Origin of the sequence: Weissella kandleri (genome assembly GCF_001438705.1) — a bacterium.
Classification (GTDB): Bacteria; Bacillota; Bacilli; order Lactobacillales; family Lactobacillaceae; genus Weissella; species Weissella kandleri.
Map to the genome: position 1 here is coordinate 130,155 of NZ_JQBP01000002.1, position 24,776 is coordinate 154,930.

21 protein-coding genes are annotated in these 24,776 nt (G+C 42.0%); 19 read left to right on the forward strand and 2 right to left on the reverse strand.

Features of this window, described 5'->3' with window-relative positions; all coding sequences use genetic code 11:
- Positions 1 to 84: 84 nt before the first annotated feature.
- On the reverse strand, positions 85 to 1,599 hold the full coding sequence (gene glpK / locus IV73_RS02275; protein WP_057754293.1) for a glycerol kinase GlpK: 1,515 nt from the start codon (positions 1,597 to 1,599) through the stop codon (positions 85 to 87).
- A gap of 214 nt (positions 1,600 to 1,813) precedes the next feature.
- Between glpK and IV73_RS02280 the strand changes: the two genes are divergently transcribed.
- From IV73_RS02280 to IV73_RS02340, 13 genes are all read left to right on the forward strand, one after another.
- Positions 1,814 to 2,998, forward strand: coding sequence for an MFS transporter (locus IV73_RS02280; protein ID WP_057754296.1), 1,185 nt, complete (start codon positions 1,814 to 1,816; stop codon positions 2,996 to 2,998).
- Positions 2,999 to 3,175: 177 nt separating this feature from the next.
- A complete protein-coding gene (gene purR, locus IV73_RS02285; protein ID WP_057754298.1) occupies positions 3,176 to 4,027 on the forward strand; it encodes a pur operon repressor in 852 nt (283 codons plus the stop codon).
- Between the two features lie 40 nt (positions 4,028 to 4,067).
- Positions 4,068 to 5,453 carry a bifunctional UDP-N-acetylglucosamine diphosphorylase/glucosamine-1-phosphate N-acetyltransferase GlmU gene (gene glmU, locus IV73_RS02290; RefSeq protein ID WP_057754301.1) on the forward strand — a complete coding sequence of 462 codons (1,386 nt, stop codon included), beginning with the start codon at positions 4,068 to 4,070 and terminating at the stop codon, positions 5,451 to 5,453.
- A gap of 98 nt (positions 5,454 to 5,551) precedes the next feature.
- Positions 5,552 to 6,541 carry a ribose-phosphate diphosphokinase gene (locus IV73_RS02295; protein WP_057754304.1) on the forward strand — a complete coding sequence of 330 codons (990 nt, stop codon included), beginning with the start codon at positions 5,552 to 5,554 and terminating at the stop codon, positions 6,539 to 6,541.
- Between the two features lie 204 nt (positions 6,542 to 6,745).
- Positions 6,746 to 7,045, forward strand: coding sequence for a 30S ribosomal protein S6 (rpsF, locus tag IV73_RS02300; RefSeq protein WP_057754307.1), 300 nt, complete (start codon positions 6,746 to 6,748; stop codon positions 7,043 to 7,045).
- 44 nt (positions 7,046 to 7,089) lie between these two features.
- Positions 7,090 to 7,650, forward strand: a complete 561-nt coding sequence (locus IV73_RS02305; RefSeq protein ID WP_057754310.1) for a single-stranded DNA-binding protein — start codon at positions 7,090 to 7,092, stop codon at positions 7,648 to 7,650.
- 37 nt (positions 7,651 to 7,687) lie between these two features.
- Entirely contained in the window at positions 7,688 to 7,930 is a 243-nt protein-coding gene (rpsR, locus tag IV73_RS02310) for a 30S ribosomal protein S18 (RefSeq protein WP_057754313.1), read from the forward strand.
- A gap of 111 nt (positions 7,931 to 8,041) precedes the next feature.
- Complete coding sequence (gene yycF / locus IV73_RS02315; RefSeq protein ID WP_057754316.1) at positions 8,042 to 8,746, forward strand: response regulator YycF; 705 nt, start codon at positions 8,042 to 8,044, stop codon at positions 8,744 to 8,746.
- Between the two features lie 126 nt (positions 8,747 to 8,872).
- On the forward strand, positions 8,873 to 10,750 hold the full coding sequence (walK, locus tag IV73_RS02320; RefSeq protein WP_057754319.1) for a cell wall metabolism sensor histidine kinase WalK: 1,878 nt from the start codon (positions 8,873 to 8,875) through the stop codon (positions 10,748 to 10,750).
- Positions 10,728 to 12,032 (forward strand): two-component system activity regulator YycH, encoded by a 1,305-nt coding sequence (yycH, locus tag IV73_RS02325; RefSeq protein ID WP_057754322.1) that lies wholly within the window; start codon positions 10,728 to 10,730, stop codon positions 12,030 to 12,032. Before walK ends, yycH begins: the two co-directional genes overlap by 23 nt.
- 1 nt (position 12,033) lies before the next feature.
- Positions 12,034 to 12,852 (forward strand): two-component system regulatory protein YycI, encoded by an 819-nt coding sequence (gene yycI / locus IV73_RS02330; protein WP_057754326.1) that lies wholly within the window; start codon positions 12,034 to 12,036, stop codon positions 12,850 to 12,852.
- 28 nt (positions 12,853 to 12,880) lie between these two features.
- Positions 12,881 to 13,681 (forward strand): MBL fold metallo-hydrolase, encoded by an 801-nt coding sequence (locus IV73_RS02335; RefSeq protein ID WP_083485532.1) that lies wholly within the window; start codon positions 12,881 to 12,883, stop codon positions 13,679 to 13,681.
- A gap of 92 nt (positions 13,682 to 13,773) precedes the next feature.
- On the forward strand, positions 13,774 to 14,961 hold the full coding sequence (locus IV73_RS02340; RefSeq protein ID WP_057754329.1) for a S1C family serine protease: 1,188 nt from the start codon (positions 13,774 to 13,776) through the stop codon (positions 14,959 to 14,961).
- 352 nt (positions 14,962 to 15,313) lie between these two features.
- Here the strand turns inward: IV73_RS02340 and IV73_RS02345 are convergent, their stop codons facing one another.
- Positions 15,314 to 15,739, reverse strand: coding sequence for a YwiB family protein (locus IV73_RS02345; RefSeq protein WP_057754332.1), 426 nt, complete (start codon positions 15,737 to 15,739; stop codon positions 15,314 to 15,316).
- A 127-nt stretch (positions 15,740 to 15,866) separates the two neighbouring features.
- Here IV73_RS02345 and IV73_RS02350 point away from each other — a divergent pair, with 127 nt between their 5' ends.
- The 6 genes from IV73_RS02350 to alr all read left to right on the forward strand — a co-directional run bounded on the left by IV73_RS02350 (position 15,867) and on the right by alr (position 24,756).
- Positions 15,867 to 17,201, forward strand: coding sequence for an HD domain-containing protein (locus IV73_RS02350; RefSeq protein ID WP_057754336.1), 1,335 nt, complete (start codon positions 15,867 to 15,869; stop codon positions 17,199 to 17,201).
- 83 nt (positions 17,202 to 17,284) lie between these two features.
- On the forward strand, positions 17,285 to 17,884 hold the full coding sequence (gene rpoE / locus IV73_RS02355) for a DNA-directed RNA polymerase subunit delta (protein ID WP_057754787.1): 600 nt from the start codon (positions 17,285 to 17,287) through the stop codon (positions 17,882 to 17,884).
- 224 nt (positions 17,885 to 18,108) lie between these two features.
- Positions 18,109 to 19,716 carry a CTP synthase gene (locus IV73_RS02360; RefSeq protein ID WP_057754339.1) on the forward strand — a complete coding sequence of 536 codons (1,608 nt, stop codon included), beginning with the start codon at positions 18,109 to 18,111 and terminating at the stop codon, positions 19,714 to 19,716.
- 256 nt (positions 19,717 to 19,972) lie between these two features.
- On the forward strand, positions 19,973 to 21,235 hold the full coding sequence (locus IV73_RS02365; RefSeq protein WP_057754342.1) for a UDP-N-acetylglucosamine 1-carboxyvinyltransferase: 1,263 nt from the start codon (positions 19,973 to 19,975) through the stop codon (positions 21,233 to 21,235).
- Between the two features lie 324 nt (positions 21,236 to 21,559).
- Positions 21,560 to 23,116, forward strand: a complete 1,557-nt coding sequence (gene cshA / locus IV73_RS02370; protein WP_057754344.1) for a degradosome RNA helicase CshA — start codon at positions 21,560 to 21,562, stop codon at positions 23,114 to 23,116.
- Between the two features lie 155 nt (positions 23,117 to 23,271).
- The gene (alr, locus tag IV73_RS02375) at positions 23,272 to 24,756 is read left to right on the forward strand and encodes an alanine racemase (RefSeq protein ID WP_057754347.1); all 1,485 of its coding nucleotides are present in this window, start codon (positions 23,272 to 23,274) and stop codon (positions 24,754 to 24,756) included.
- Positions 24,757 to 24,776 lie beyond the last annotated feature (20 nt).

A 24,776-nucleotide genomic window follows, 5' to 3' on the forward strand; every position in this document is an offset into this window, starting at 1 on the left:
ACTCCTTTATTCAATCAATGAATCGTACGACTTGATTATACCAGATTTTTCAAGAAAGCGCTTAACTAGTGTAAAAGATTTTCACTATGTTTCAGGGTGTGCGAAAAAGCTGGTGGCCGCAATAGCGTTTTGCCAGCCTTGAATTAAGCTCTGGCGACGGGCTGCATCCATGGTCGGAGTGAACTTACGTCCGCGAATAGAAAGCCCTTTAATTGCGTCCACTGAATCCCAGTAACCACTCGCTAATCCAGCTAAGAAAGCAGCCCCCAGGGGCGTAGTGTCTTCATATAGTGAACGGTCAATTGGCATGTTGGTAATATCCGCTTGGAATTGCATTAAATAAGGATTACGTGACACTGACCCGTCCACTTTTACGGTTTTAACGGGGGTTGAGGCATCCGCTTGCATAATATGCAAAATATCACCGATTTGATATGCGATGGATTGCACTGTTGCTTTAATAAAGTCATCCTTATTTGTTCCACGGGTTATTCCAAAAACAGCGCCACGGGCTTGTGGATCCCAATATGGAGCCCCAAGGCCTGAGAAGGATGGGACGACATAGAGTTCATCTTTACTGGTTGAGCGTTCAGCTGCTTCCCACGAATCAGGTACTTCATCAATGAGATGGAGCCCATCATTGAGCCACCGAATCGCCGAGCCCGCTGTAAAGACGGAGCCTTCGAGCGCGTAAATGGGCTGCTCATCAATTTGGTAGGCAATCGTTGAGACGAGGTCATGGTGTGAATTAATTAACTCGGTGCCCGTGTTAAAGAGTAAAAAGGCGCCAGCGCCGTAAGTCGCCTTGACGGTTCCTGATTTAAAGCCCAGTTGACCGATTAGTCCGGCATTTTGATCACCGATGACGGCAGTGATTGGAACCGTGGCACCAAAGAAGCGCATTGGGCTTGTTTGGGCCAGCTGTCCGTTGGAACGGGTAACTTGAGGAAGCATGGCGGCAGGGATATTAAATAAAGAGAGCAACTCGGTATCCCAAGCTTGCGTACGAATATTAAACAACATCGTCCGTGCTGCGTTTGAAATGTCCGTAATATGACTCTGGTGATCCGTTAAATGCCAAATTAACCAACTATCAACTGTCCCAAAGAGCAGTTCACCTTGTTCAGCGAGCTCTTGTGCCCCCGCTACATGATCCAAAATCCAGCGAATTTTACTAGCGGAAAAATATGCACTAAAAGGTAACCCTGTTTTATCGCGCACCATAGTTTCAACGGCGGAGCTGGCTAATTCATCAATAACCGTCTGGGATTGAGTAGAGGACCAAACGATGGCATTATAGATGGGCTGACCAGTTGTTTTATTCCAAATAATCGTGGTTTCACGTTGACTAGCAATCCCGATGGAGTCTATGGCATCGGCTTGAATTCCCGCATTGATTAAAGTATCAGTGATAGCAGTTTGCGTTGTACGCCAGATAGCTTCTGGTGATTGCTCCAACCATCCCGTTTGGGGCTCAATGGGTGTGAGTGGAATGGCAGTGCTAGCGACACGACGGGCATTTTTATTATACAAAAAAGCACGACTACCGGTGGTACCTTGGTCAATTGCTAAGATATAGGTTGGACGTTTAATAGCCATAGCAAAAAGCTCCTTTAATTGAAATAGATTGGGATGATTCATTAACATCCGTGTACCAGTGCTGCTTATGCTATAATCAGATTGGCATGCCGGTTGAAATTGCTTTCAACGAGCTGAATGTTTGTAAGTCTAGTATACCAACTTTTGATAAGGTTGCTAAACTAGATCTGAAAAATTATTACGTTAAGTATTTACTTTTAAGAGGGAAATTATCATGGAGCCAACAGATCCGCAACTTAACCAGGGCCCACACGTCGAATTGAAGACCGGGGCGCTTTATTTGGGGACACTTTTGCAAAGTTCAGGGGCGTCAATGTTGTGGCCCATTACGACCCTATACATGCATAATCAGTTGCATGAATCACTGAGTGTGGCTGGGGTGGTTTTGATGCTAATTTCATTAGCGATGATGTTTGGTAGCTATATCGGCGGTTATATGTTTGATCATTTTAATCCGTTTGGGGTCTTGATGGGTACGCTGACCGTGGCGGTGGGGCTGATGGCCGGCATTAGTTTTTGGCATACATGGCCTGTTTTTGCGCTGTTAATGGTTGTCATTGGCTGGGCGGATGGTGTTTTATACACCTTGATGAGTTCGTATGCCGCGACGATTACGCGAATTGATACGCGTAAAGTCTTTAATATGAATTATTTAGCGATGAATGTGGGAGTGGTCGTTGGGACTTTAGTCGTTGGGGCCTTATTTCAACACGGTGTTCAAATGGTCTTTTGGGCAGCCTTAGGCATGTATGTAGGATTATGGCTTTTAGCGTGGTATGCTTTTCGATTGCCCGGTTTAAAGCAACAGAATGTGCAAGAACGCACCCAAGTCCATCAACGCAGCGTTCACCCCGGGAAGCTGTTATATGGTTTGTTGGGATTGACCTTTGCAATTTATTTTGGCTACATCCTTTGGGAAAGTGTTGTAGCGACCCATATGACAGATCTTGGTTTATCGATTCGTGATTATTCGTCATTGTGGACGATTAATGGAGTGGTCTTAATTATTGGACAGTCCGTCTTGAATCGGTATGCGGACCGTATTAAATATCGCCAAAGTGTGTTGACGGGGGCAGTTCTCTTTGCCCTGTCGTTTATCTGTTTAACCTATGCGCGCACTTATCCGCAAATTTTAGGAACCTTTATGATTTTAACTTTGGGTGAAATGTTGGCGGCACCGCAGATTCCAGCGTGGGTCGTATCGGTCAGTGATCCCCATGCAAAAGGACATGCGCAGGGTCAAGTCATGATGGCCACTTCCTTTGGGCGTGCGCTAGGACCGATGTTTGCCGGGATTGTGATTGATGCCGCGGGTTATACCGTATTATTTTGGTTGATTGCGCTCATTATTGCTGGCTTTACCTTGTTAGTGGCTGGACTTGCTCGCCACGCGCGTTAATTTGAATGATTGATTAAGCTTAGTTGGTTTGCGATTAAGCTTTTTAATTTGTCATTTGGTCCAATGTTGCGAGGCTTTGTTCGGAAAATTGTTGTAAATTCATACACAATTTAAACGTTCGTGGTATGATGGAAAAGAAAATGAGTGTAAAAGACGAACGTTAGGCAGGTAAAAAAGATGAAAACAAGACGGAGTGACCGTTTGGTTGATATGACACGGTATTTAATTGAACATCCGCGAACCTTGGTTTCGCTCACCAAATTTGCCCGGCAGTATGATTCTGCTAAATCATCTATTTCAGAAGACTTAGCAATCTTGAAACGGACTTTTTGGCAAAATGGGGTTGGCGTTTTAGAAACGGTTCCTGGGGCTGCTGGTGGAGCGCGCTTTACGCCAGTGACGCGTCTAGATGATGCTAAAATTTTTGTCGATGGATTAGTCAATGAAATTAGTGATGAAACACGGGTCCTTCCGGGGGGCTATGTTTACTTATCTGATTTACTGGGACAACCTTGGATTTTACAAAAGATCGGGCGACTAATTGCCACCCAGTATTTAAAAGAACCGATTGATGCGGTGATGACAGCAGCCACTAAAGGAGTACCTGTAGCGCAGGCTGTAGCGAGTGCTTTGAATGTGCCATTTGTCATCGCGCGCAATGATACCAAAGTTACGGAAGGACCGACGATGTCCGTTAATTATGTGACAGGGCAGGCGAAACGTTTGGAAAAGATGGAATTATCACGACGTTCGCTGCCTATGGGGTCACGTGTTTTGATTGTTGATGATTTCATGAAAGCCGGGGGAACCATTCGCGGGATGGAAGCCTTGATTAAAGAATTCGAAGGCACTGTGGCCGGTGTGGCGGTGGTCGTGGAAGGTGAAGTCCAGCGACGAGTGATTGATGAGTATACTTCATTAGTTCACGTGAACACCGATAAAGAGGGCGGACTTTTGGATGTACGGGTTGGTAATTTTTCGGAAAAAATTTATGCCCAACACCCTGAGTTAACCACTCCGATGGATTAAAAAATTTAAAACAGTAATGAATAATTAAGGAGAGAACAAGATGGAACGTTTTAGTATTATTATGGCGGCTGGGAAGGGCACTCGCATGAAGTCAGAACTACCTAAAGTGTTGCACCAAGTAGCCGGCAAGGCGATGGTTGAATTAGTCTTAGATACTATCTTAGCGGCTGGGGTGAAAGAAGTTGTGACGGTGGTTGGACACGGAGCGAAATTGGTTGCTGACCAAATTCACGACCGCTCTCAAGTGGTCGTGCAAGCTGAACAACTAGGGACGGGCCATGCTGTTCAAATGGCCGCGCCGTTGCTAGTGGAAAAGTCTGGTTCAACTTTAATTGCATCAGGGGATGCTCCTTTATTTACGCAAGCAACTTATGAACAAGCTTTTGCTGCGCATGAGGCGAGTGGAAATGCGGTCACGGTCCTAACGGCTGATGCGCTAGATCCATTTGGTTATGGACGGGTCATTCGGGATACGCAAGGTGCCGTTTTGCGGATTGTCGAGCAAAAGGATGCTGACGAGCAAGAAGCAGCCGTACATGAAGTTAATACTGGCGTTTATGTTTTTGATAATCAATTATTATTCCAAGCTTTGAAACTGGTAAATAATGATAATGCACAAGGTGAGTACTATTTACCCGACACATTAGAAATTTTACGCAATCAAGGCCAGGTTGTCGGTGCTTATCAGATTGCTGACTTTAATGAATCAATGGGAGTAAATGATCGGGTTGCGTTGGCTAAGGCAAACCAAGTCTTGCGTGCACGCATTAATGAACAACACATGCGCAACGGGGTGACCTTAATTGACCCAGCGACCACCTACATTGATACTGAGGTTGAAATCGGGGGCGATACGGTGATTGAAGGCAATGTGGTTTTGAAGGGCCAGACTAAGATTGGTAGCCACGTCCATATTACAGCGGGATCACGTTTAATTGATACTGAGGTATCGGATCAAGTTTTCATTGATAATTCAACGCTAGAGCAAGCAGAAGTGGCAAAAGCAGCTACGATTGGCCCATATGCCCACTTACGACCTAAGTCTCAAATTGGAGAGGATGCCCATGTGGGAAATTTTGTAGAAGTGAAAAATGCCCAATTAGGAGCGAATACGAAGGCGGGGCATTTGACGTACGTTGGAGACGCTACAATAGGGGATGACGTTAATTTGGGCGCCGGAACCGTCTTTGTGAATTATGATGGCAAAAATAAGTTCCATGCTAACGTGGGCAATCGAGCTTTCATTGGATCAAACACGAAAATTATTGCGCCAGTGACGATTGCTGAAGAAAGTATTACTGCAGCTGGTTCAACCATTACAAATGATGTACCAATTCATGCAATGGGAATTGCACGGGCGAAACAGATAAATAAGGAAGATTTTTGGAAGCGCTTGCCAGTCTCTGAGAAGTTTAATCAACAATAATTGGCTTTTTAAAGTTGAGAAATGTTGCTAAAAACGTTAAACTTAAATGTATAGATAAACATTTAATTAGAAAAATAAGAGTGGTCTTGGAGGAAAAAATGGCGAAATATGCAGATTCGCATTTAAAAGTATTTTCGTTGAGTGGGAACCGTCCCCTGGCAGAAAAAATTGCTGATTCAATTGGTGTAGAATTATCAAATATTAACATTGCGCGTTTTTCAGATGGTGAAATTCAGATTAATATAGAAGAATCAGTTCGAGGAGATAATGTATATGTCATTCAATCGACATCGGCTCCGGTCAATGATAATTTAATGGAATTATTGATTATGATTGACGCATTACGGCGCGCAAGTGCCAAAACAATTAATGTCGTAATGCCATACTATGGATATGCACGCCAAGATCGTAAAGCTCGTTCGCGGGAACCAATTACCGCTAAGTTAGTAGCTAATATGTTAGAAACTGTCGGTGCCACTCGGGTTTTGGCTCTTGATTTGCACGCTGCGCAGATTCAAGGCTTCTTTGATATTCCTGTTGATCATATGGCTGGATCAGCCAAATTAGCGGACTACCTCTTAACGAGTGGAATTGCTAATGAGAATACCATCGTGGTTTCACCAGATCATGGTGGTGTGACACGCGCGCGGGCTTTAGCTGAATTATTAGGCTCGAGTGAACCAATTGCGATTATTGATAAGCGCCGGCCCAAAGCCAATGTGGCTCAAATTATGAACATTATTGGGGATGTAAAAGGTAAACGGGCCATCATGATTGATGATATGATTGATACCGGTGGAACGATTGCTAAAGGGGCACAAAAGTTGAAAGACGAAGGGGCCAGTGAAGTATACGTCGTCGCGACCCATGCTGTGTTCTCATCGGATGCGGTTGAAAATTTGCAAAATTCAGTCTTTGAAAAGGTGATTGTCACTGATTCGATTGATTTGCCAGAAGATAAGAAATTCTCTAAGTTGGTCCAAGTGACGGTAGCTGATTTAATTGCGGAAGCGATTGTCCGAATTAATGAAAATCGTGCGGTTTCGCCAATGTTTAAGCAACGTTTTAATAGCGCCAATACGCGATAATTAATTTAAAGTCGGGCAACCGGCTTTATTTTTTATTGAAACTGACCGAATTAGTTGTGATGATGTTAATTGGAGACTAAGGCGAATTAGTGTTGTCGGCTAGATTAAATGATGGTATACTAATCAAATGTGAGTGACACCAATTCATCGGTGGGCTCCTTGCCGGCATTTGGATCGGCCATAGACCAAAAGGAGGAAACTATTATGTACGAACTGACTTATATCGTTCGCCCTGACATTGATGCTGAAGCTAAGACTGCTTTGGTTGAGCGTTTTGACGCTATTTTGAAGGACAACGGAGCAACTATTGCTGAATCAAAAGATTGGGCAACACGTCGTTTTGCTTATGAGATTGCTGGATATCATGAAGGTACTTACCACATTGTTAACTTCACTGCTGAAGATGACAAAGCGATCAACGAATTTGATCGTTTGGCTAAGATTTCAGATGACATCTTGCGTCACATGGTTGTTACACGCGAAGTTAATTCAGAAGTAAAGTAATTAACAATTTCGTTTTATTGGATTAGGATGAAAGGAGACTCTGTATGAATCGAGTGGTACTAGTTGGACGGTTGGCACGGGATGTTGAGTTGCGTTATACCCAATCTGGAACAGCGGTTGGATCGTTTTCGATTGCCGTTGATCGTCGTCGTACGAACCAAAATGGGGAGCGCGAGACTGATTTTATCAATGCAACCATTTGGTCAAAAGCGGCTGAAAATTTTGCTAATTTTGTTTCAAAGGGTTCACGAGTGGCCATCGAAGGACGACTACAAACTAGTAGTTACCAAAATCAACAAGGCCAGACGGTTTATCGTACAGAAGTCATTGTTGAAAACTTTGATTTATTAGAAACGCGCGCCGAATCGGAAGCTCGTAAAGCGAATGCAGGTGGGAATCAATATCAAGGTAATAACCAAGGTAATTTTCAATCAGCACCCGCCAATGGGAATCCTTTTGGAACGCCAAATGATAATAATGCAGGTAATGTTTATGGTGGGGCTGGTAATAACAGCAGCAATGCGAGTCAAGCTCCCGCTAACAATAATACACCATTCAGTGGGGGTCAAGAAATTGACATCGCTGATGATGATCTACCATTCTAATTTGCGTCAAACAAGAATATCTTAGGAGGAATTCATCATGGTACAACAACGTCGTAATGGCGGACCTCGTCGCCGTCGGAAGGTTGACTTTATCGCAGCCAACCACATCGAGTACGTGGACTACAAGGACACAGAATTGTTGGAACGTTTCATCTCAGAACGCGGTAAGATTTTGCCACGTCGTGTGACTGGAACTTCAGCAAAGAACCAACGTAAGATTACTACGGCAATCAAGCGGGCCCGGATCATGGGACTTTTGCCATTCGTTGCAGAAGACTAATATGAGAAACGACAATCTTAACTTAGGTTGTCGTTTTTTTGTTGTTTTGATAACGAATCGTAAGCATGTTATAATAATGTAATATTAGGGCACCGTGGAGGAGTATACATAATGAGTAAGATTTTAGTCGTGGATGATGAAAAACCGATTTCAGATATTATCAAATTTAATTTGACTAAGGAAGGTTACGATGTCGTAATCGCAATGGATGGACGAGAAGCACTTGATAAGTTTGAGAGCGAAAGTCCTGACTTAGTTTTGTTAGATCAAATGTTACCAGAAATTGATGGGACTGAAGTGTTGCGGCAAATTCGTGCAACTTCACAAGTACCTGTAATTATGGTTACGGCCAAGGATTCTGAGATTGATAAGGTACTGGGTCTTGAAATGGGGGCGGATGACTATGTCACCAAGCCTTTTTCAAATCGGGAACTTTTGGCGCGTATTAAAGCGAACTTACGACGTCGGGATGCAGCGGGTTCTACAGCGGCGGAAGACCGTGATTCAGATGAAATTCGTATTGGTGACTTGGTGATTCATCCTGAGGCTTACATGGTGACCAAAGACGGTAAAGATATTGAGTTAACCCACCGTGAATTTGAGTTATTATCACATTTAGCTAAGCATATCGGGCAAGTGATGACTCGTGATGATTTGCTACAAACGGTGTGGGGGTTTGATTATTTTGGTGATGTACGCACGGTCGATGTAACGGTGCGCCGGATTCGAGAAAAAATTGAAGATACCCCAAGTCATCCTCAAATTTTAATGACGCGCCGCGGAGTCGGATATTACTTAAAAAATAATGATGATTAAAATTGCTGATTGAAACGATTGATCCTAAAAGGACCAGTCGTTTTTTAGTAGCACGTTCTGCTATAATTGAAAACAGATATTAAAACATTAGGTTAGGTCCTAGTGAACAGGAAATGAGGGTTAGTTGTGCCGAAAAAGATTAAATTTTTCTCGTCAATTTATTTTAAAAATGCATTAGTTTTTGCGTTAACTTTGTTGGTGACGTTAGAAGTAATCGGGGTCTTTTTTATAAAACAATTGGAACGCTCGAGTCTGACTAGTTTTCGTCAACAAATTGGATTGCCAGCCTATGTGACTGATCAATTAACGCAACAGTTGTCTGGGAAAAAGATTTCAGAAAGTAATGCAAATATTCATAACACACTCTCGGTCGTAAATAATGTGATGATTAGCGAGATTGAAGTCATTGATACGAAGGGGATTGTGCGAGGTACGAGTGATATTAATAACCAAGATTTAGTGGGGCAAAAGTCGACGGACCGTAATTTGCGCGCGGCAGCCTTAAATCAAAATTATACCAAAAGTCGAATTGAGCAAGTTGGTGGGACGCGGTATCAATTGGTGGTGAGGCCCCTAACTAATGATGAAAACGGAAATAGCCAAACGGTGGGGGCGCTTTTAGTCAAGGGAAATTTGGAAAGCGTCTATGATAATTTGAAACGGATTGCTTTGATTTTTCTCTCAGCCACTTTTATGGCCCTTATTTTAGGGGTTGCAATGGCTTTGGTGATTGCCCGGGCTTTGACTAAGCCGATTTCTGATATTAGTGAACGAACGGTGCGAATTGCAGAAGGCGATTATTCTGGAAGTTTGTCGATTAAAGCAAACGATGAAATTGGGCAACTAGCTGAAAATGTTAATTTGTTAGCTCAGCGGATTGAAGAGACTACCAATACGCAAGAATTGGAACGCCAGCGGTTGGATTCGGTGTTGGAAAACATGACAGATGGTGTGATTGCAGCAGATCGACGGGGGACGATTAATTTAATTAACCCCGCTGCTTTAAAAATGTTGCGCGTTAGTGATGAAAATTCCGTGTTAGGGAAATATGTCTTAGACGTTTTGCGCTTGAGTAGTTACTATCAACTGCGGGAATTTTTTGAAAATAAGGATAATATCCTTTTGAATTTTAGTGATGATCAAACCGATGAAGTTTTGAAAGTGAATAGTGCCCAGATTCAACGCGAGTCAGGATTTATTTCGGGAATGGTTATTGTGTTGCATGATGTGACGGAGGAACAACGGACAAATGCGGAACGGCGCGAATTTGTTTCCAATGTTTCGCACGAATTGCGGACGCCACTGACCTCAGTTAAGTCATATATTGATGCACTGCAAGAAGGTGCCATTGGTGATTCAGAATTAGCCCCTCAATTCTTAAAAGTGGTGCAGTCGGAAACAGAACGCATGATTAATATGATTAATGATCTATTGGAGTTATCGCGGATGGACCAGGGAACGAATGATTTAGCCTTAGAATCAGTGAGTCTCGGCGCCCTCTTTAATTATATTTTAGATCGGTTTGACATGATTATTAGCGGTCGCAAGCCGGATCAAAAGCAATATACGATTAAGCGGGAAATTCCAGAAACGGATGTATGGGTTGAAGTTGACCCTTCTAAGTTTACCCAAGTCTTAGATAATTTAATTAATAATGCGATTAAATATTCACCCGATGGCGGTGTAATCACGGCGGCGATGGTGATTGAAACACAAGAAGTCATCATTGCGATTAGTGACCAAGGGTTAGGAATTCCAGCCAAGGATTTAGATCGGGTCTTTGGTCGGTTCTTCCGTGTCGATAAAGCCCGCTCCCGCGCACAAGGTGGGACTGGGTTAGGTTTGGCGATTGCTAAAGAAATTGTCGAATATCTACACGGTCGGATCTGGGTTGAATCAAAAGAAGGTCAAGGATCGACCTTTAAGATAGCATTGCCATATACCTTAGAAGCAGATTTGGAGGATGATTGGGGGGAACCAGATGCATTGGAAGAAAAAGCTTAAAACGGACTACCGTGAAGGCGGGCTAATATTATTTTTAGTCATTTTAGTGTTATTAAGCCTATTTCTTTCGGGATGGATTTGGGTTCAAAAAGTTAACCAAAAAGGAGTTAATCCCGTTACGCAAAAAGATGAAACGTCGGTGGTAGCGACGCGAGATGCCAACTTAAGTCAATTGTTGGTTGTCAACCAATCGGGGGTGCCTTACTTAGTTAATGATGGCCGGGCTGATTTAACCAAAATCATTAATATTATGAGCAATTGGCAGTTGGGAAAACCTGAGGTAGATACGTATACGCCTCAGAAATTCGTGCAGGAGATGAAACTTCCAGATACGATTCTGATGGCTTATGCCAACCCTGTGTCTGGGAAATTAGTTGGAAAAACTTTTGGCGATAAAATGTTTATGGCCGGTGTGGATGGAATTAAATATATTCAGTTATCCACAACGGATCAGGATAAAAGTATTCAATTCTTTGATGAAGGTCGGCGTAAAATTTATCGTTTTCCGTTGGTGCAAAGTAATGACAAAATTAAACACCTGAAATTAAATGCGGAGCGCGGCCGGGTTGATTTAACATATCAAAAGTATCAAGTACAGCTAACACGTTTAGAGACTACCAAGATTAAGATTCGCTCATATTTGATTGAAACTGAGACCCCGGATAATGTGGCTGATCGACTTTTTGATGAAAAAGAATATACCCAGCGTCAAGATGATGAAAAGCAGCGTGGTATCTATAATGATGGAACCCGCCGGCAATTGATTGATAATAGGGTGCAAGGCTGCTATCGTTATGATTATTATCCGAAGCAAAAAGTACCGATGAATCAATTTGATAAACGGAGTGATTTGGCCAACTTATTAATCAATGAAGTTTATAATGATGAAAGTATGCCGTACGTTCGCCATTATGGTCAAGGAAATACTTTAGTTTACCGCCCTTATATTGATAATTTGCCAGTTTTTAGTGATGAAGATTATGGGGTTTTGAAGTTTAATCTTTTAAATGATCAACATTTGCAGATTGATTTTTCAAAATATGTCTTAAGGGTGCCTTTGCCGATTTCTAAGGAACGCGAAGTGACAATGGGATCTTGGCCTGGCGTCAAACGGCAATTGGTCAATGCGAATTTTGATGTTACGCAAATTCAAGATTGGATGTTGGGTTATGAATGGACCGGTGATGAAAAACACCAAGTGGCTAAGCTTGAACCGCATTGGTTTATTCAATTGAAAGACGGTGAATGGTACCCAGTCGAAACGTATTTGAAAGGGGTATAAGATGGATTTAAAAAAAGTTACACGTGTTTTTATTTTAATCTTCATCTTAATCGACCTTTTTTTAGGGGGCCAAATTGTGCAAAGGGCTATCCAAAATCGGCATAACGAAGGTGCTGGGGCGGCATTCAGTAATATGGACCTCGATAATATTAGCTATGGTAAATTACGCCAAAAACGATCAGTTGGTGATTATTTAGGTGGCGATTATGAATTGGCGACTTGGGCTGGAAGCGAAGCACGGCAAGGTTTGACTGCTGTTAAGACGGTAAATCATGCTGATAAGCAAATGTTGACGGCTGAGCTTAAACAACCTCGACAGCTTTCCAAAAATAGGTTTCAACAACGAAAACAACTTGAAAGTCTCTTACAAGACCCAGAATATTTTATTCATGGTGACCAATACGTTTATAATGAAAATGTGACACATGTTGTGAATCAAAATAAAAATTTTGATATGGTTTTGTGCTTTCAACAAAAGCTCTTTCAAGATAATCAAACAATGGGTGGGGTCGGACGGTTGGAACTGATATTAAATCAAAAGCATCAGTTGGTCGGCTATCGGCAAAGTTATGTGCAAAATGTTCAGAAATTACGGAACTCCGTTGAAACTATCTCGCAAGAGGCGGCGGTGATTGCATTGTATCAGAATAATGAATTGCCAAATGGTTCGAAAATTATTTGGAGTCAGTTGCATTATGGTCGTTTAATGGTGGTTAATCATGATGTGGTCATGGTTCCCATTTGGTTTGTTTCGGTTCAAGATGGTGCCAAGCAGACGGTTTTAAAAGTCAATGCGATTGATGGCACCTTGATTAAGTGAGTTATGAAAAGTAGAAAAGAGGGAAATTGTGACAGATGATTTTAAAGTTTCAATGCTAGCGTCAGGGAGTGCAGGTAATGTCACTTATATTGAAACGCCTGAGCATAAAGTTTTAGTTGACGCCGGATTGAGTGGGAAGAAAATTGAAAGTTTAATGCAATCGATTGGTCGCTCACTTGCCGATGTCGATAAAATGTTTATTACGCACGAACATACGGACCATTTAAAAGGGGTCGGCGTCTTGGCTCGCAAGTATAAGATGGAAGTTTATGCAAATGAAGGGACTTGGGCAGCAATGGACGGGAAGGTTGGCGTAATTCCAGAAGAGCAGAAACGCATCTTCGCGCCAAACTCGACCCAATTGTTTGGTGATTTGGACGTCGAAAGTTATCAAGTTTCCCATGATGCAGCTGATCCCCAATTTTATGCCTTCCATCATCATAATAAAACCTTTGCGATGTTAACTGACACCGGTTATGTGAGTGAACGGGTGTCATCGATGATGCGCAATGCGGATGCAATTTTAATGGAAGCTAATCATGACGTTGAAATGTTACGCTATGGTTCATATGCTTGGAGTTTAAAGCAGCGGATTTTGGGGGATGAAGGGCATTTATCAAATGAAGATGGTGCCGAGAATTTAGCGCAAGTGATTGGCGGACGGACGAAACAAATTTATTTAGGACATCTTAGTCAAGAAAATAATCAAATTCCGCTAGCCCACTTAACGGTGGAACAAATTTTACAGGCACATGATTTAAATGTTGGTCATGATTTTGCCTTGTTAGATACGCATCCAGATCGGGCTACCGTGTTGACCCAGTTGTAAAATTTTCCAGCGCCAAGCTGGCGGTCTTTAAGTCAACCTTAAGTCCAATTTGTTAAATTAGAGTTATCATAAAAATGAATGGGGTATTGCTTATGAAATTCAAGCAGCAAAATTCAAATCAAGGACGCATAATTTTAATCGCATTGATTGCCGGATTATTTGGTGGTGGGATCGGTGCTTACGGGGTTCAATATATGGAGAATCGGAACCCAGAAATTACCACTGGCAAAACGACCCAGGTGCAAGTGACCGATTCTGACGTAAAAGGGACTAGTCAGGCAACCAAGGCGTTTAACCAAACTTCGGCGACCGTTGTCTCAGTGATTAATTTACAAAAGCAAACTTCTTCGGGGTGGGATTGGTTTAGCAATGTGAATAAAGACGATGATGACAATAGTAATTTAACTAAAGCTTCAGAAGGGTCTGGGGTGATTTATAAAAAAGCAAATAATGATGCTTACATCGTCACGAATAATCATGTGGTGGAAGACTCAAATGCTGTGCAGGTGCTTTTGAGTAATGGAACCAAGTTAAATGCTAGTGTGGTTGGTACGGACAAAACTTCTGACTTAGCAGTTTTGAAAATTAAAGCGGATAAAGTTTCAAAAGTTGCTGCATTTGCCAATTCAAATGAAGTCCAAACGGGTGAGTCAGTCTTGGCTATTGGGTCACCATTGGGTTCACAATATGCGACTTCAGTAACTGAAGGCATTATTTCTGCCACGAAGCGAGAAGTTCAATCCACTGATGAAGCGGGTAATACGCTTGGAAAAGCGACTGTCATGCAAACCGATGCGGCAATTAATCCGGGAAATTCAGGTGGCGCTTTGATTAATATGGCTGGTCAAGTGATTGGAATTAACTCAATGAAGTTGGCTAGTTCCGGTTCCGGTACGGAGGTCGAAGGGATGGGCTTTGCAATCCCTTCAAATATTGTGGTAAATATTATTAATCAGCTTGAAAAGAATGGTAAAGTTGAGCGCCCAGCATTAGGTATTCAAATGGTTGACCTATCAAGAATTTCAATTGCCGATCAAGAAAGTCGTCTGAAGTTATCAACGGATACGAATTCTGGGGTAGTGCTATTGAAGGTTGAAAGTAATGGTCCGGCCGCCAATGCTGGCTTACAAAAGTATGATGTCATCACGAATGCCGATGGTAAAGAAATTCAAAATTCAAGTGATTTACAAGGGGTTATTAATGCCCATAAGGTTGGCGATACGATTGATGTCACTTATTATCGTGATGGTAAGAGTCAAAATGTTGAGATTAAATTGTAAGTGCGGGAACTTGAAAATCAATGTTTAAAAATTACCCTTTTAAAGTGCAAAATTAGGTATATTTTTTATATGAAATTCATAAAATAAGAGTGTAAAATATAAATTGTTCACAAGATGTTTCGTGAATTTCATTACTCTTCAAAGTAAATGAAGATTATATGGATTAGGATTTCCTAATAATTATAGTCAAATGTATAGTTAATTAACTATACAAGGCACGGTCGCGTCCCCCCTCTTGCGATCGTGCTTTTTTATTGACTTAAAAAACGTCGCGCATAAAAAAAGCCTGTGGTTGAGTTGACCTCATTCCACTGACAGTTAAAAAATATGATAATGAATGGCGCTTTAAAAATTAACGGGTTTGGTAGATTAAGTGAAAAGTGTAATTACCAACTAATTGCTGATTTTGATAAAGCTGGTAACGCGTCTTAATTTCACCGGTGCTAACATCCGAGGCCAAAGAAAATTCCAAATTGTTTGTTTTAACCTCTAGGGGTAATAAGCCAAGTGGGGTCTGGTAATGAACCTTCGTGAAGTGTTTTGGATTTAAGACCAGTTTAAGCTGCGATTGACCTTGGCGATTGAGATGCATTATATTATTTTTTGGTTCCAGCTTGATTAAGACAGGAGTTTCAACGGGGACTGACTCATTAAAGCGCAAATACAAATGGCCGTTTTTTTGAATTAAAGTCCCGGTCTCGTTAAAGGTAAAAGTTTCGATATCGTCGGCTTGTTGAATGGTTGTTTTGAGTTGAACTTTGATTAAGCGTGATTCCATTTTGATGGGCGACCTTTCGCAAAATTAATATAACTTTCATTCTAACGATTTGTGACCGTTGATGCAAATGTTCGCAAGAGCTGGTAACTTACGGTATAATAGGCTAAAGAGCTTAGGGGGAGAAAAAATGCGGGAAAAAGTATTCCGAGATCCAGTACATAATTTCATTCGGATTGATGATCCATTGATTTTGCGGTTAGTAGATACACGTGAATTTCAACGCTTGCGCCGAATTAAACAGTTAGGGGTAGCGAATACAGTCTTTCATACGGCTGAACATTCACGCTTCAGTCATTCGTTAGGAGTTTATGAAATTGCACGCCAAATTGCCAAGCATATGGAACAATTTACCCAGCCGAGTGATGAACTCGGTGTAGGAGTGTGGGATCCCAGTGAGCGACAAGTGTTATTGAGTGCTGCTTTGTTGCATGATTTGGGGCATGGTCCTTATTCGCATACCTTCGAACACATCTTTAAAACAAACCATGAAAAGTACACACAAGATATCATTCTTTCACCTGAAACGGAAGTTCACCAAGTCTTAGCGGCGACGAATCCAGAGCTACCTAATAAGGTGGCTCAGGTGATTGCTAAAACGTATCCCAATAAACAAGTGGTCGCGCTCATTTCGTCACAAATCGATGCCGATCGGATGGATTATCTTTTGCGGGATGCTTATTATTCTGGTGCTACGTATGGAACTTTTGATTTAGCACGGATTATTCATTTGATGCGACCAGTGCAGGCTGGGATTGCCTTTGAACAAAAAGGGATGACGACGGTTGAAGATTACATTGTGTCACGTTATCAAATGTATGAACAAGTTTATTTCCACCCGGTTTCTCGGGGAATTGAGGTCTTACTGACGCATTTACTTGAACGGGCGACCCAATTATATCGAGGTGAGGTTTCAAGTCAATTTGCGGCGCCTAATTTTATTACTCCCGATTTAATTCCATTATTTGAAGGGCAAATTACTTTGAGTCAATATCTGGATTTAGATGATGCTTCCATTTTAGAAAACATTAATCTATGGCGGCATGCGCACGATCAAGTTTTATCTGATTTAGCTAAACGCTTTTTAGATCGTCAACCGCTCAAATCACTTGAAATCACGGATGATTCGCGATCACATTTACCAGAAATTCGGCAGATTATCGAAGCAGCCGGATTTGACGTTAGATATTATACGGCAGAAAATGACAGTTTTGATACGGCATATGATTTATATCATCCTAACAATAAGAATGCAAAAACCCAGATTGAAATTTTGCATCCTGATGGTCATTTAGTAGAACTTTCTATGCAAAGTCGACTGGTCCAAGCGTTGCGAGGCAAGACATATGGGAATGCACGGTATTTCTTCCCACGTGAGATGCTACAGATCCAAACGACAGATGATTTGATGACTCCGATCTATCAAGAATTCCAACAACATATCAAAAATGGGCAGATTGTTTAAATTAAAGTATAAATTACATTGAAGAAAAGTTTAAAATAAGGTATTATTAATTGTTAGTAATTCATCGAAAGGATGTGCGTGATTTGGCATTATCAAAGTTTGACAACCAAAATAAAGATGAGCTCTCAATGATTGAAGTGGCTCGCGAAATTTTACATGAGCGGCATGAAACAATGAATTTTTATGATTTGTTGAAACAAGTGCAAGAATTTATTGGTAAGAGTGATGCGGAAACTGCTGAGCGGACGCCCCAGTTCTATACTGATTTAAACATTGACGGTTCATTTATCTCTTTGGGTGAAAATATGTGGGGACTGCGTTCTTGGTATCCATTTGATTCAATCAACGAAGAGATTCACTTGGACTTAGAAGAAGAAAAAGCGCCAAAGAAGAAGAAAAAGACTCCAAAGAAGGTTGCAGCTTTGTTGGATGCAGACGATGATGACGTTGTTGGTTGGGATGATGATCCTGAAGAAGACGACTTTGAAGAAGAGCCTGTTGAAGCAGATGAAACAGCAGCCGTGGCTGATGCTGATGAAGTTGAGACTGATACGGACGACGATGATGACGACGATGCAATTGCCGGTGATGAATTTGAAGTTTCAAATGGAATCGGGGATGAAATCAGCGGAATTGGTAAGAATGTTGATGATGATTATGGGTCAGGCGATATTGAGAAATAAATCTTTGACTTATTAATAATATTTATGTATAATAAAGTCCCGGGCTGTTGTTTGAAAAAGCAACTCGACGAATAAAAGAACTTTCGTGCTCCCAATGCTATTTTTAGCAGAGGGAGCATTTTTATTTTTTTATTGTATAATTTTGCCGACAGGATTAACGGGTTATTGAATAACAGCTCTATGGAATGGAATCAGGCACAGGTATCGAGGGAGGCAATAAACGTATGGCAACGAAATATGTATTTGTAACTGGTGGAGTGGTTTCTTCACTTGGAAAAGGAATTGTAGCTGCATCTTTGGGACGTTTATTGAAGAATCGCGGATTTAAAATCGCGGTTCAAAAATTTGATCCATATATTAATATTGATCCAGGAACAATGTCACCATATCAACACGGTGAAACTTTTGTGACAGAAGATGGCTTGGAAACTGACTTAGACTTAGGACACTATGAACGTTTTATTGACATTAATTTAAATCGTTATTCAAACATTACTTCAGGCCGGATTTATTCAGAAGTCTTGGCAAAAGAGCGGCGGGGAGATTATGATGGAGCGACTGTTCAAGTTATTCCACATATCACTAACGCTTTGAAGGAAAAAATGATGCGCGCTGCCGAAACGACGGACGCTGACATTGTAATTACGGAAGTTGGAGGAACGGTCGGTGATATCGAATCATTGCCATTTGTGGAAGCGTTGCGGCAAATGAAGCGTGACGTAGGAGCAGAAAACACTTTCTATATTCACACTTCATTGATTCCTTATTTGAAGGCGGCTGGTGAAATGAAAACTAAGCCAACCCAGCATTCAGTTACTGAATTACGTTCATTAGGAATTCAACCTGATATGTTGGTCGTACGGACAGAGCAACATATTACACCAGAAATGCGTGATAAGTTGGCACTCTTTACTGATGTGGCACCTGAAGCAGTTATTGAATCCATGGACGTTGATGTATTGTATGAAATCGTCAACAATATGCAAGCTCAAGGGATGGACGACGTGGTCTTAAAGCATTTTGGTCTTAAAGCTCCTTCAGCTAATTTGACTGCTTGGACGCAGATGATTGAGCGTATCAAAAATCTGAAGAAACACTTGAAGATTACCTTGGTTGGAAAGTATGCTGATTTGCAGGATGCTTATATTTCAGTTAATGAAGCTTTACGTGCTGGTGGCTATGCGGTTGATGCCGAAGTCGAAATTAACGCGGTTAATTCTGAATCAGTGAACGAAGAAAATGTAGCTGAAATCTTAGCTGACGCAGACGGAATTATTGTACCAGGTGGTTTTGGGGCACGTGGAACGGAAGGTAAGATTTTAGCCATTCAATATGCCCGTGAAAATAATGTGCCATTCTTAGGAGTATGTTTGGGAATGCAACTAGCAACCGTTGAATTTGCGCGGCATGTTTTAGGATATACGGATGCAAATTCAATTGAGCTTAATCCAGAGACGTCAACGCCCGTGATTGCGTTGATGGATGATCAAAAAGAAGTTACGACGCGTGGCGGAACTTTGCGCTTGGGATTGTATCCGGCCGCATTAAAAGAAGGTACTAAGACTCGTGAGATTTATGGAACAGCTGAAGTACAAGAACGTCACCGACACCGCTTTGAATTTAATACGGCTTATCGGGAAGAATTTGAAGCGGCTGGAATGGTCTTTGCTGGAACTTCACCTGATGATCGTTTGATGGAGATTATTGAATTGCCAAGTAATGATTTCTTTATTGCCGCACAATATCACCCAGAATTCATCTCACGTCCTAATCGTCCAGAACCATTGTATGCAGCCTTCGTGGCAGCAGCTTTAAAAAACCATGAAGCTTAATTTGAAAAATTAAAAATGCGATGGAACGAAGTGCTTGCACTTCGTTTTTTCTTTTGGATAGTGGTTAGTGCCCGTGGTAAAATAATTTTATAAGTTTTTAGTTACCTGTTGTTAATATTGTAATTTTACTGTAAAATATTGGTGTGATAAGGATGTTAATAGATAGTCTTAAAACATGACTACGAACAGAACTGATTATTAAAAAAGAAATTATGAAAAAATGGGGCTAGAATTCCCTATCAATCGAGGTTTAATGATGAAGAAATTAATTATTCATGGCGGAAGGCGTCTGTCAGGAGAGGTTTCCATTGGTGGGGCAAAAAATTCTACGGTTGCATTGATTCCGGCATCAATTTTAGCCGATACCGTTGTTAAATTTGACAGCGTGCCAGATATTTTGGATGTTTATAATTTGCAAATTATTATGGAATCAATGGATGTTCATTCAACATTTGAACATGGGGTTTTGACAATTGACCCAACGCAGATTAAGGAAGCCAAGCTACCTTCAACCGCGATTAAGAGTTTGCGGGCATCATATTATTTCATGGGTTCTTTGTTGGGGAAATTCGGGCAAGCCGAAGTAACTTTCCCGGGGGGTGATAACATTGGCCCCCGGCCCATTGACCAACATATTAAAGGCTTCGAGGCCCTCGGGGCGGAAGTGGAATATGACGATGACACGGTTAAAATTAATGCTCCCCATGGTTTGCATGGCGCTCGGATTTATTTAGACATGGTTTCAGTGGGAGCGACGATTAATATTATCTTGGCTGCCGTCCGTGCTGCAGGAGTCACAATTTTAGAAAATGCGGCGAAAGAACCGGAAATAATTGATTTGGCAACCTTCTTAAATAATATGGGGGCTCAAATTCGAGGTGCTGGGACGGATACCATCCGCATTGTCGGGGTGCAACATTTGGAATCACATAATACGCACACGATCATTCCCGACCGGATTGAAGCGGGAACTTACTTAGCCATGGCGGCAGCGCAAGGTGATGGGGTCTTAGTTAAAAATATTATTCCTGAACATTTGGATGCATATATCGCTAAAATGGTGGAATCCGGGGTCGATTTGGACGTACGTGAGGATAGTATTTTTGTTCCCAAAACGACACAATTTAAGACTATCAAGGTCAAAACGACACCTTTCCCCGGCTTTGCGACCGATTTGCAACAACCAATTACACCCATGTTAGCATTGGCTGATCGAGAAAGCGTCATTACTGAGGAGATTTATCCCGAGCGGACGCGCCACATTCCAGAACTTAATAAGTTAGGGATGGATGTTGAGAGTCTTTCACACGGGTTGATTGCGATTCGCCCCAGCCATGAATTGCATGGAGGTGTCGTTTCAGCAGCCGAAATTAGGGCTGGAGCCGCATTGGTCATTGCGGGCTTGATGGCCGATGGTGTAACTACAATTAATAATGCAGATCATATCTTGCGAGGTTATGATCATATTATTCAAAAAATAACTAATCTAAATGGTGATATCCAGATTGTTGATGAATAATAACATCAAAATGCTTAATACGAGTAATCATCAGTATATTGAGTAGATCAGGGTGACTGAGTCTGCTTTTTTATTTACTAAATATACAATCTGCATTGCACTGACGTTTTTACTAAGTGGTGGTGGCCATCATTTCGGGTTAAAACACTTTCTTAAAACAAGTTCTTGTATTTTATCAGTAAATGCGGTAACCTTAATAGGTTGTAAAAAATTCTTTGCCAGGGAATAATGCGTTATTAAGTCGCCGGATTGTGACCAGGTTATGCTCTGTTCAAAGAATTTTCATTTAGTCAGCGAAATTAATTTCGCAATTGGAGGAAGATTTTGAAGTTTTCAGAATTGGGTCTCACAAAAGACCTACTGACAGCCATTGAAAAACATGGCTATGTTGAAGCTACACCGATTCAAGAGGAGACAATTCCTTTGACCTTAGCAGGCCGGGATGTCATCGGACAAGCACAAACCGGAACCGGTAAAACTGCCGCGTTTGGTTTACCAATCTTAGAGATGATTAATGATAGTCGTCAAGTCCAAGCCTTGGTGGTTTCCCCAACTCGGGAATTAGCTAATCAAACACAAGAAGAGTTATTTAAATTAGGCCGAGATAAGCGTGTTCGAGTCCAAGCGGTCTTTGGTGGTGCTGATATTCGGCGTCAAATTGATGGTTTGAAGCGTGGAGTTGATATCGTCGTGGGAACCCCTGGACGTTTAATTGATCATATTCGCCGGGGAACGATTGATTTGTCTCACGTTAAGACTTTGGTCCTAGATGAAGCTGACGAAATGCTAAACATGGGCTTCTTAGAAGACATTGAAGCAATTTTGAAGGCGGTGCCAAGTGAACGACAAACTTTGCTGTTCTCAGCTACGATGCCACCCGCTATTAAGCGAATTGGGGTTCAATTTATGACGAACCCTGAACACGTGCAAATTGCCGCTAAAGAATTGACGACTGATTTGGTCGATCAATATTATGTGCGCGTGCGTGAACAAGAGAAGTTTGATACATTTACGCGGATTTTGGCCGTACAAGAGCCAGAATTGGCCATTGTCTTTGGGCGTACGAAGCGTCGCGTGGACGAATTAACCCGTGGTTTGGAATTGCGGGGCTTTGATGCTGCAGGAATCCATGGTGATTTAACGCAACAAAAACGAACGCAAGTCTTAAAGGCGTTTAAGCACGGTGAAATTAACATTTTGGTTGCAACTGATGTGGCCGCGCGTGGTTTGGACGTTTCAGGTGTTACACACGTTTATAACTTTGATATTCCACAAGAATCTGAATCATATGTGCACCGGATTGGTCGGACTGGTCGGGCCGGATCGCACGGAACTTCAGTGACTTTTGTTGCTAATTCAGAATTGGATTACTTGAAGGAAATTGAAAAGTTAACGAAGAAGCGGATGCTAGCTTTGAAGCCATATACACGTGAAGAGGCTATGGCTGCTCGCATGAAGACTGCGGTTAGTTCTGTTGATAACGTGGTGGCCTCAGTTGATACGAACTTAGTTGGGGATGAAATCGATACTTTGTTAGAAAAGTATGAGGCCCGGACATTAGCAGCGGCTTTGTTGGCCTCAGCGGCTAATTTGTCACAACTTGAATCTGACTTTACGTTGACCCGGGAACGTCCATTGCCAAACAAGAAGTATGGTCGTGGTGGTTCACGTGGCGGATCACATGGATCTCGCAATGGCGGAGGCTACCGTGGCGGTCGCCGTGAAGGTAACGGGAATGGTGGTTATCGGCGGAGCGGACATGATTCAGAACGGCGGAAGTCATACGATCGTGGTTCACGGACTGGGTCAGGGGATCGTTCACAACGTGGTTCACGCCCTTCTGGACGGCGGAAGTTTGTGATTCGTGAAAATCAAGATTAATTAAACTAAAAATTGGGCTAATGTCATAAAACTGGCATTAGTCTTTTTTTAGTTTTAAAATGGACTCTAGGAGAAGCACTATTTATTAGTGGAAATATGATAAAATGTAATGATTAGAAACTACTTGTTAAAGGAAGTACATAAAGGGGACAGCTATGATTTTTGGACATGGGATTGATATTCAGACGATTTCGCAAGTTAAAGCTTTAGTTGAGCGCCAGCCAAATTTTATTGCAAAAATTTTAACACCCGCTGAGCAAGAAGAGTTTAATACGCGTGTGGGCAAGCATCGTTTTGAATTTTTAGCCGGACGCTATGCTGCTAAAGAAGCGTATGGTAAGGCTTTAGGAACTGGAATTGGCCGTGGCTTAGGCTGGCAACAATTACAGATTACAAATGATGAAAGCGGAAAACCCGTTTTTCAAATGCATCCTAAACAAAAAGAGCTTCGGGCGTACCTTTCGATTTCACATACGGATGATTTAGTTAAAACTTCAGTTATTTTAGAAAATTTAGCTACGCAAGAAGTTTCGGTTAGTACGCATCGGCCAGCTTGGATTGAAATTTCGGCTTCGGCCTTGGCTCATAATGTTGATTATATTCGGAACCTAACGCATGCCAAAAAATTTGTGGCTGTGGTTAAATCGAATGCTTACGGGCACGGAAGCGCACAGATTGTGACGGCAGCTTTGCGGGCTGGGGTGGACGCTTTTGCGGTGGCCACCTTAGATGAAGGCATTTGGTTACGCCAGTTTGGCGTTACATTGCCAATTATGATATTAGGTGAAGTTGAACCGCAGAATTTGAATTTGGCAGTTCAAAATCAATTAATTGTGCCAGTCGTGAGTTTAGCGTGGTTACAATCAGCACAAAATAATTTAAGCGGGGCGACTCCACTTTTAGTGGCAGTCGCCGTGGATACTGGGATGACGCGCATTGGAATTCGGCATGTTGATGAGTTAAAAGCGGTGGTTGAGTTAATCCAAACCGAACAACATTTTAAACTACATAGCATTGGTATGCATTTTGCGACCGCTGACATGGCGGATAACACCTATTACGAGCAACAATTACAGCGTTGGCACGCGTTGGTTGATGATTTGGGATTACCTAAGGATGTCTGGCGACACCTAGCGAATTCGGCGACATCCTTATGGCATGCTGTGCCTTCAACGGATGCGATTCGAGTTGGCGCCGGCATGTATGGTTTTGATGCCTCACAAGGGGCTTTACAACCGCGAGACTTACAACCCGTTTTGCAATTAAAAGCCAACTTGGTCCAGGTCAAACAAGTGGAAGCGGGGACTTCGGTTTCTTATGGTGCTACATATACCACTGAACAATCAGCTTGGATTGGGACCGTTCCAATTGGCTATGGGGATGGTTATTTGCGCAAACTGCAAGGTGGTTATGGCCTTTTGCCAGATGGAAGACATGTCCAAATTATTGGGCGAATTGCGATGGATCAATTGATGGTTGTTTTGCCGGAAGCTGTGCCAGTGGGGACGACGATTACCTTGATTGGTTCAGTTTTGAATCAACAGGTGACATTAGAAATGTTAGCTGATCGATTAGAAACAATTCCATATGAAGTTGCAACTAATTTGGCAGCGCGTTTGCCACGATACTTAATAGATTGATGAATTATAGAGGAAAATTG

Coding starts and splice junctions, on each gene's coding strand:
- IV73_RS02350 (WP_057754336.1), top strand. CDS start 15,867: ATGCGGGAAAAAGTATTCCGAGATCCAGTACATAATTTCATTCGGATT.
- IV73_RS02365 (WP_057754342.1), top strand. CDS start 19,973: ATGAAGAAATTAATTATTCATGGCGGAAGGCGTCTGTCAGGAGAGGTT.
- rpsR (WP_057754313.1), top strand. CDS start 7,688: ATGGTACAACAACGTCGTAATGGCGGACCTCGTCGCCGTCGGAAGGTT.
- IV73_RS02295 (WP_057754304.1), top strand. CDS start 5,552: ATGGCGAAATATGCAGATTCGCATTTAAAAGTATTTTCGTTGAGTGGG.
- IV73_RS02340 (WP_057754329.1), top strand. CDS start 13,774: ATGAAATTCAAGCAGCAAAATTCAAATCAAGGACGCATAATTTTAATC.
- IV73_RS02345 (WP_057754332.1), bottom strand. CDS start 15,739: ATGGAATCACGCTTAATCAAAGTTCAACTCAAAACAACCATTCAACAA.
- IV73_RS02305 (WP_057754310.1), top strand. CDS start 7,090: ATGAATCGAGTGGTACTAGTTGGACGGTTGGCACGGGATGTTGAGTTG.
- yycI (WP_057754326.1), top strand. CDS start 12,034: ATGGATTTAAAAAAAGTTACACGTGTTTTTATTTTAATCTTCATCTTA.
- purR (WP_057754298.1), top strand. CDS start 3,176: ATGAAAACAAGACGGAGTGACCGTTTGGTTGATATGACACGGTATTTA.
- IV73_RS02360 (WP_057754339.1), top strand. CDS start 18,109: ATGGCAACGAAATATGTATTTGTAACTGGTGGAGTGGTTTCTTCACTT.
- yycF (WP_057754316.1), top strand. CDS start 8,042: ATGAGTAAGATTTTAGTCGTGGATGATGAAAAACCGATTTCAGATATT.
- rpsF (WP_057754307.1), top strand. CDS start 6,746: ATGTACGAACTGACTTATATCGTTCGCCCTGACATTGATGCTGAAGCT.
- glmU (WP_057754301.1), top strand. CDS start 4,068: ATGGAACGTTTTAGTATTATTATGGCGGCTGGGAAGGGCACTCGCATG.
- glpK (WP_057754293.1), bottom strand. CDS start 1,599: ATGGCTATTAAACGTCCAACCTATATCTTAGCAATTGACCAAGGTACC.
- IV73_RS02280 (WP_057754296.1), top strand. CDS start 1,814: ATGGAGCCAACAGATCCGCAACTTAACCAGGGCCCACACGTCGAATTG.
- alr (WP_057754347.1), top strand. CDS start 23,272: ATGATTTTTGGACATGGGATTGATATTCAGACGATTTCGCAAGTTAAA.
- yycH (WP_057754322.1), top strand. CDS start 10,728: ATGCATTGGAAGAAAAAGCTTAAAACGGACTACCGTGAAGGCGGGCTA.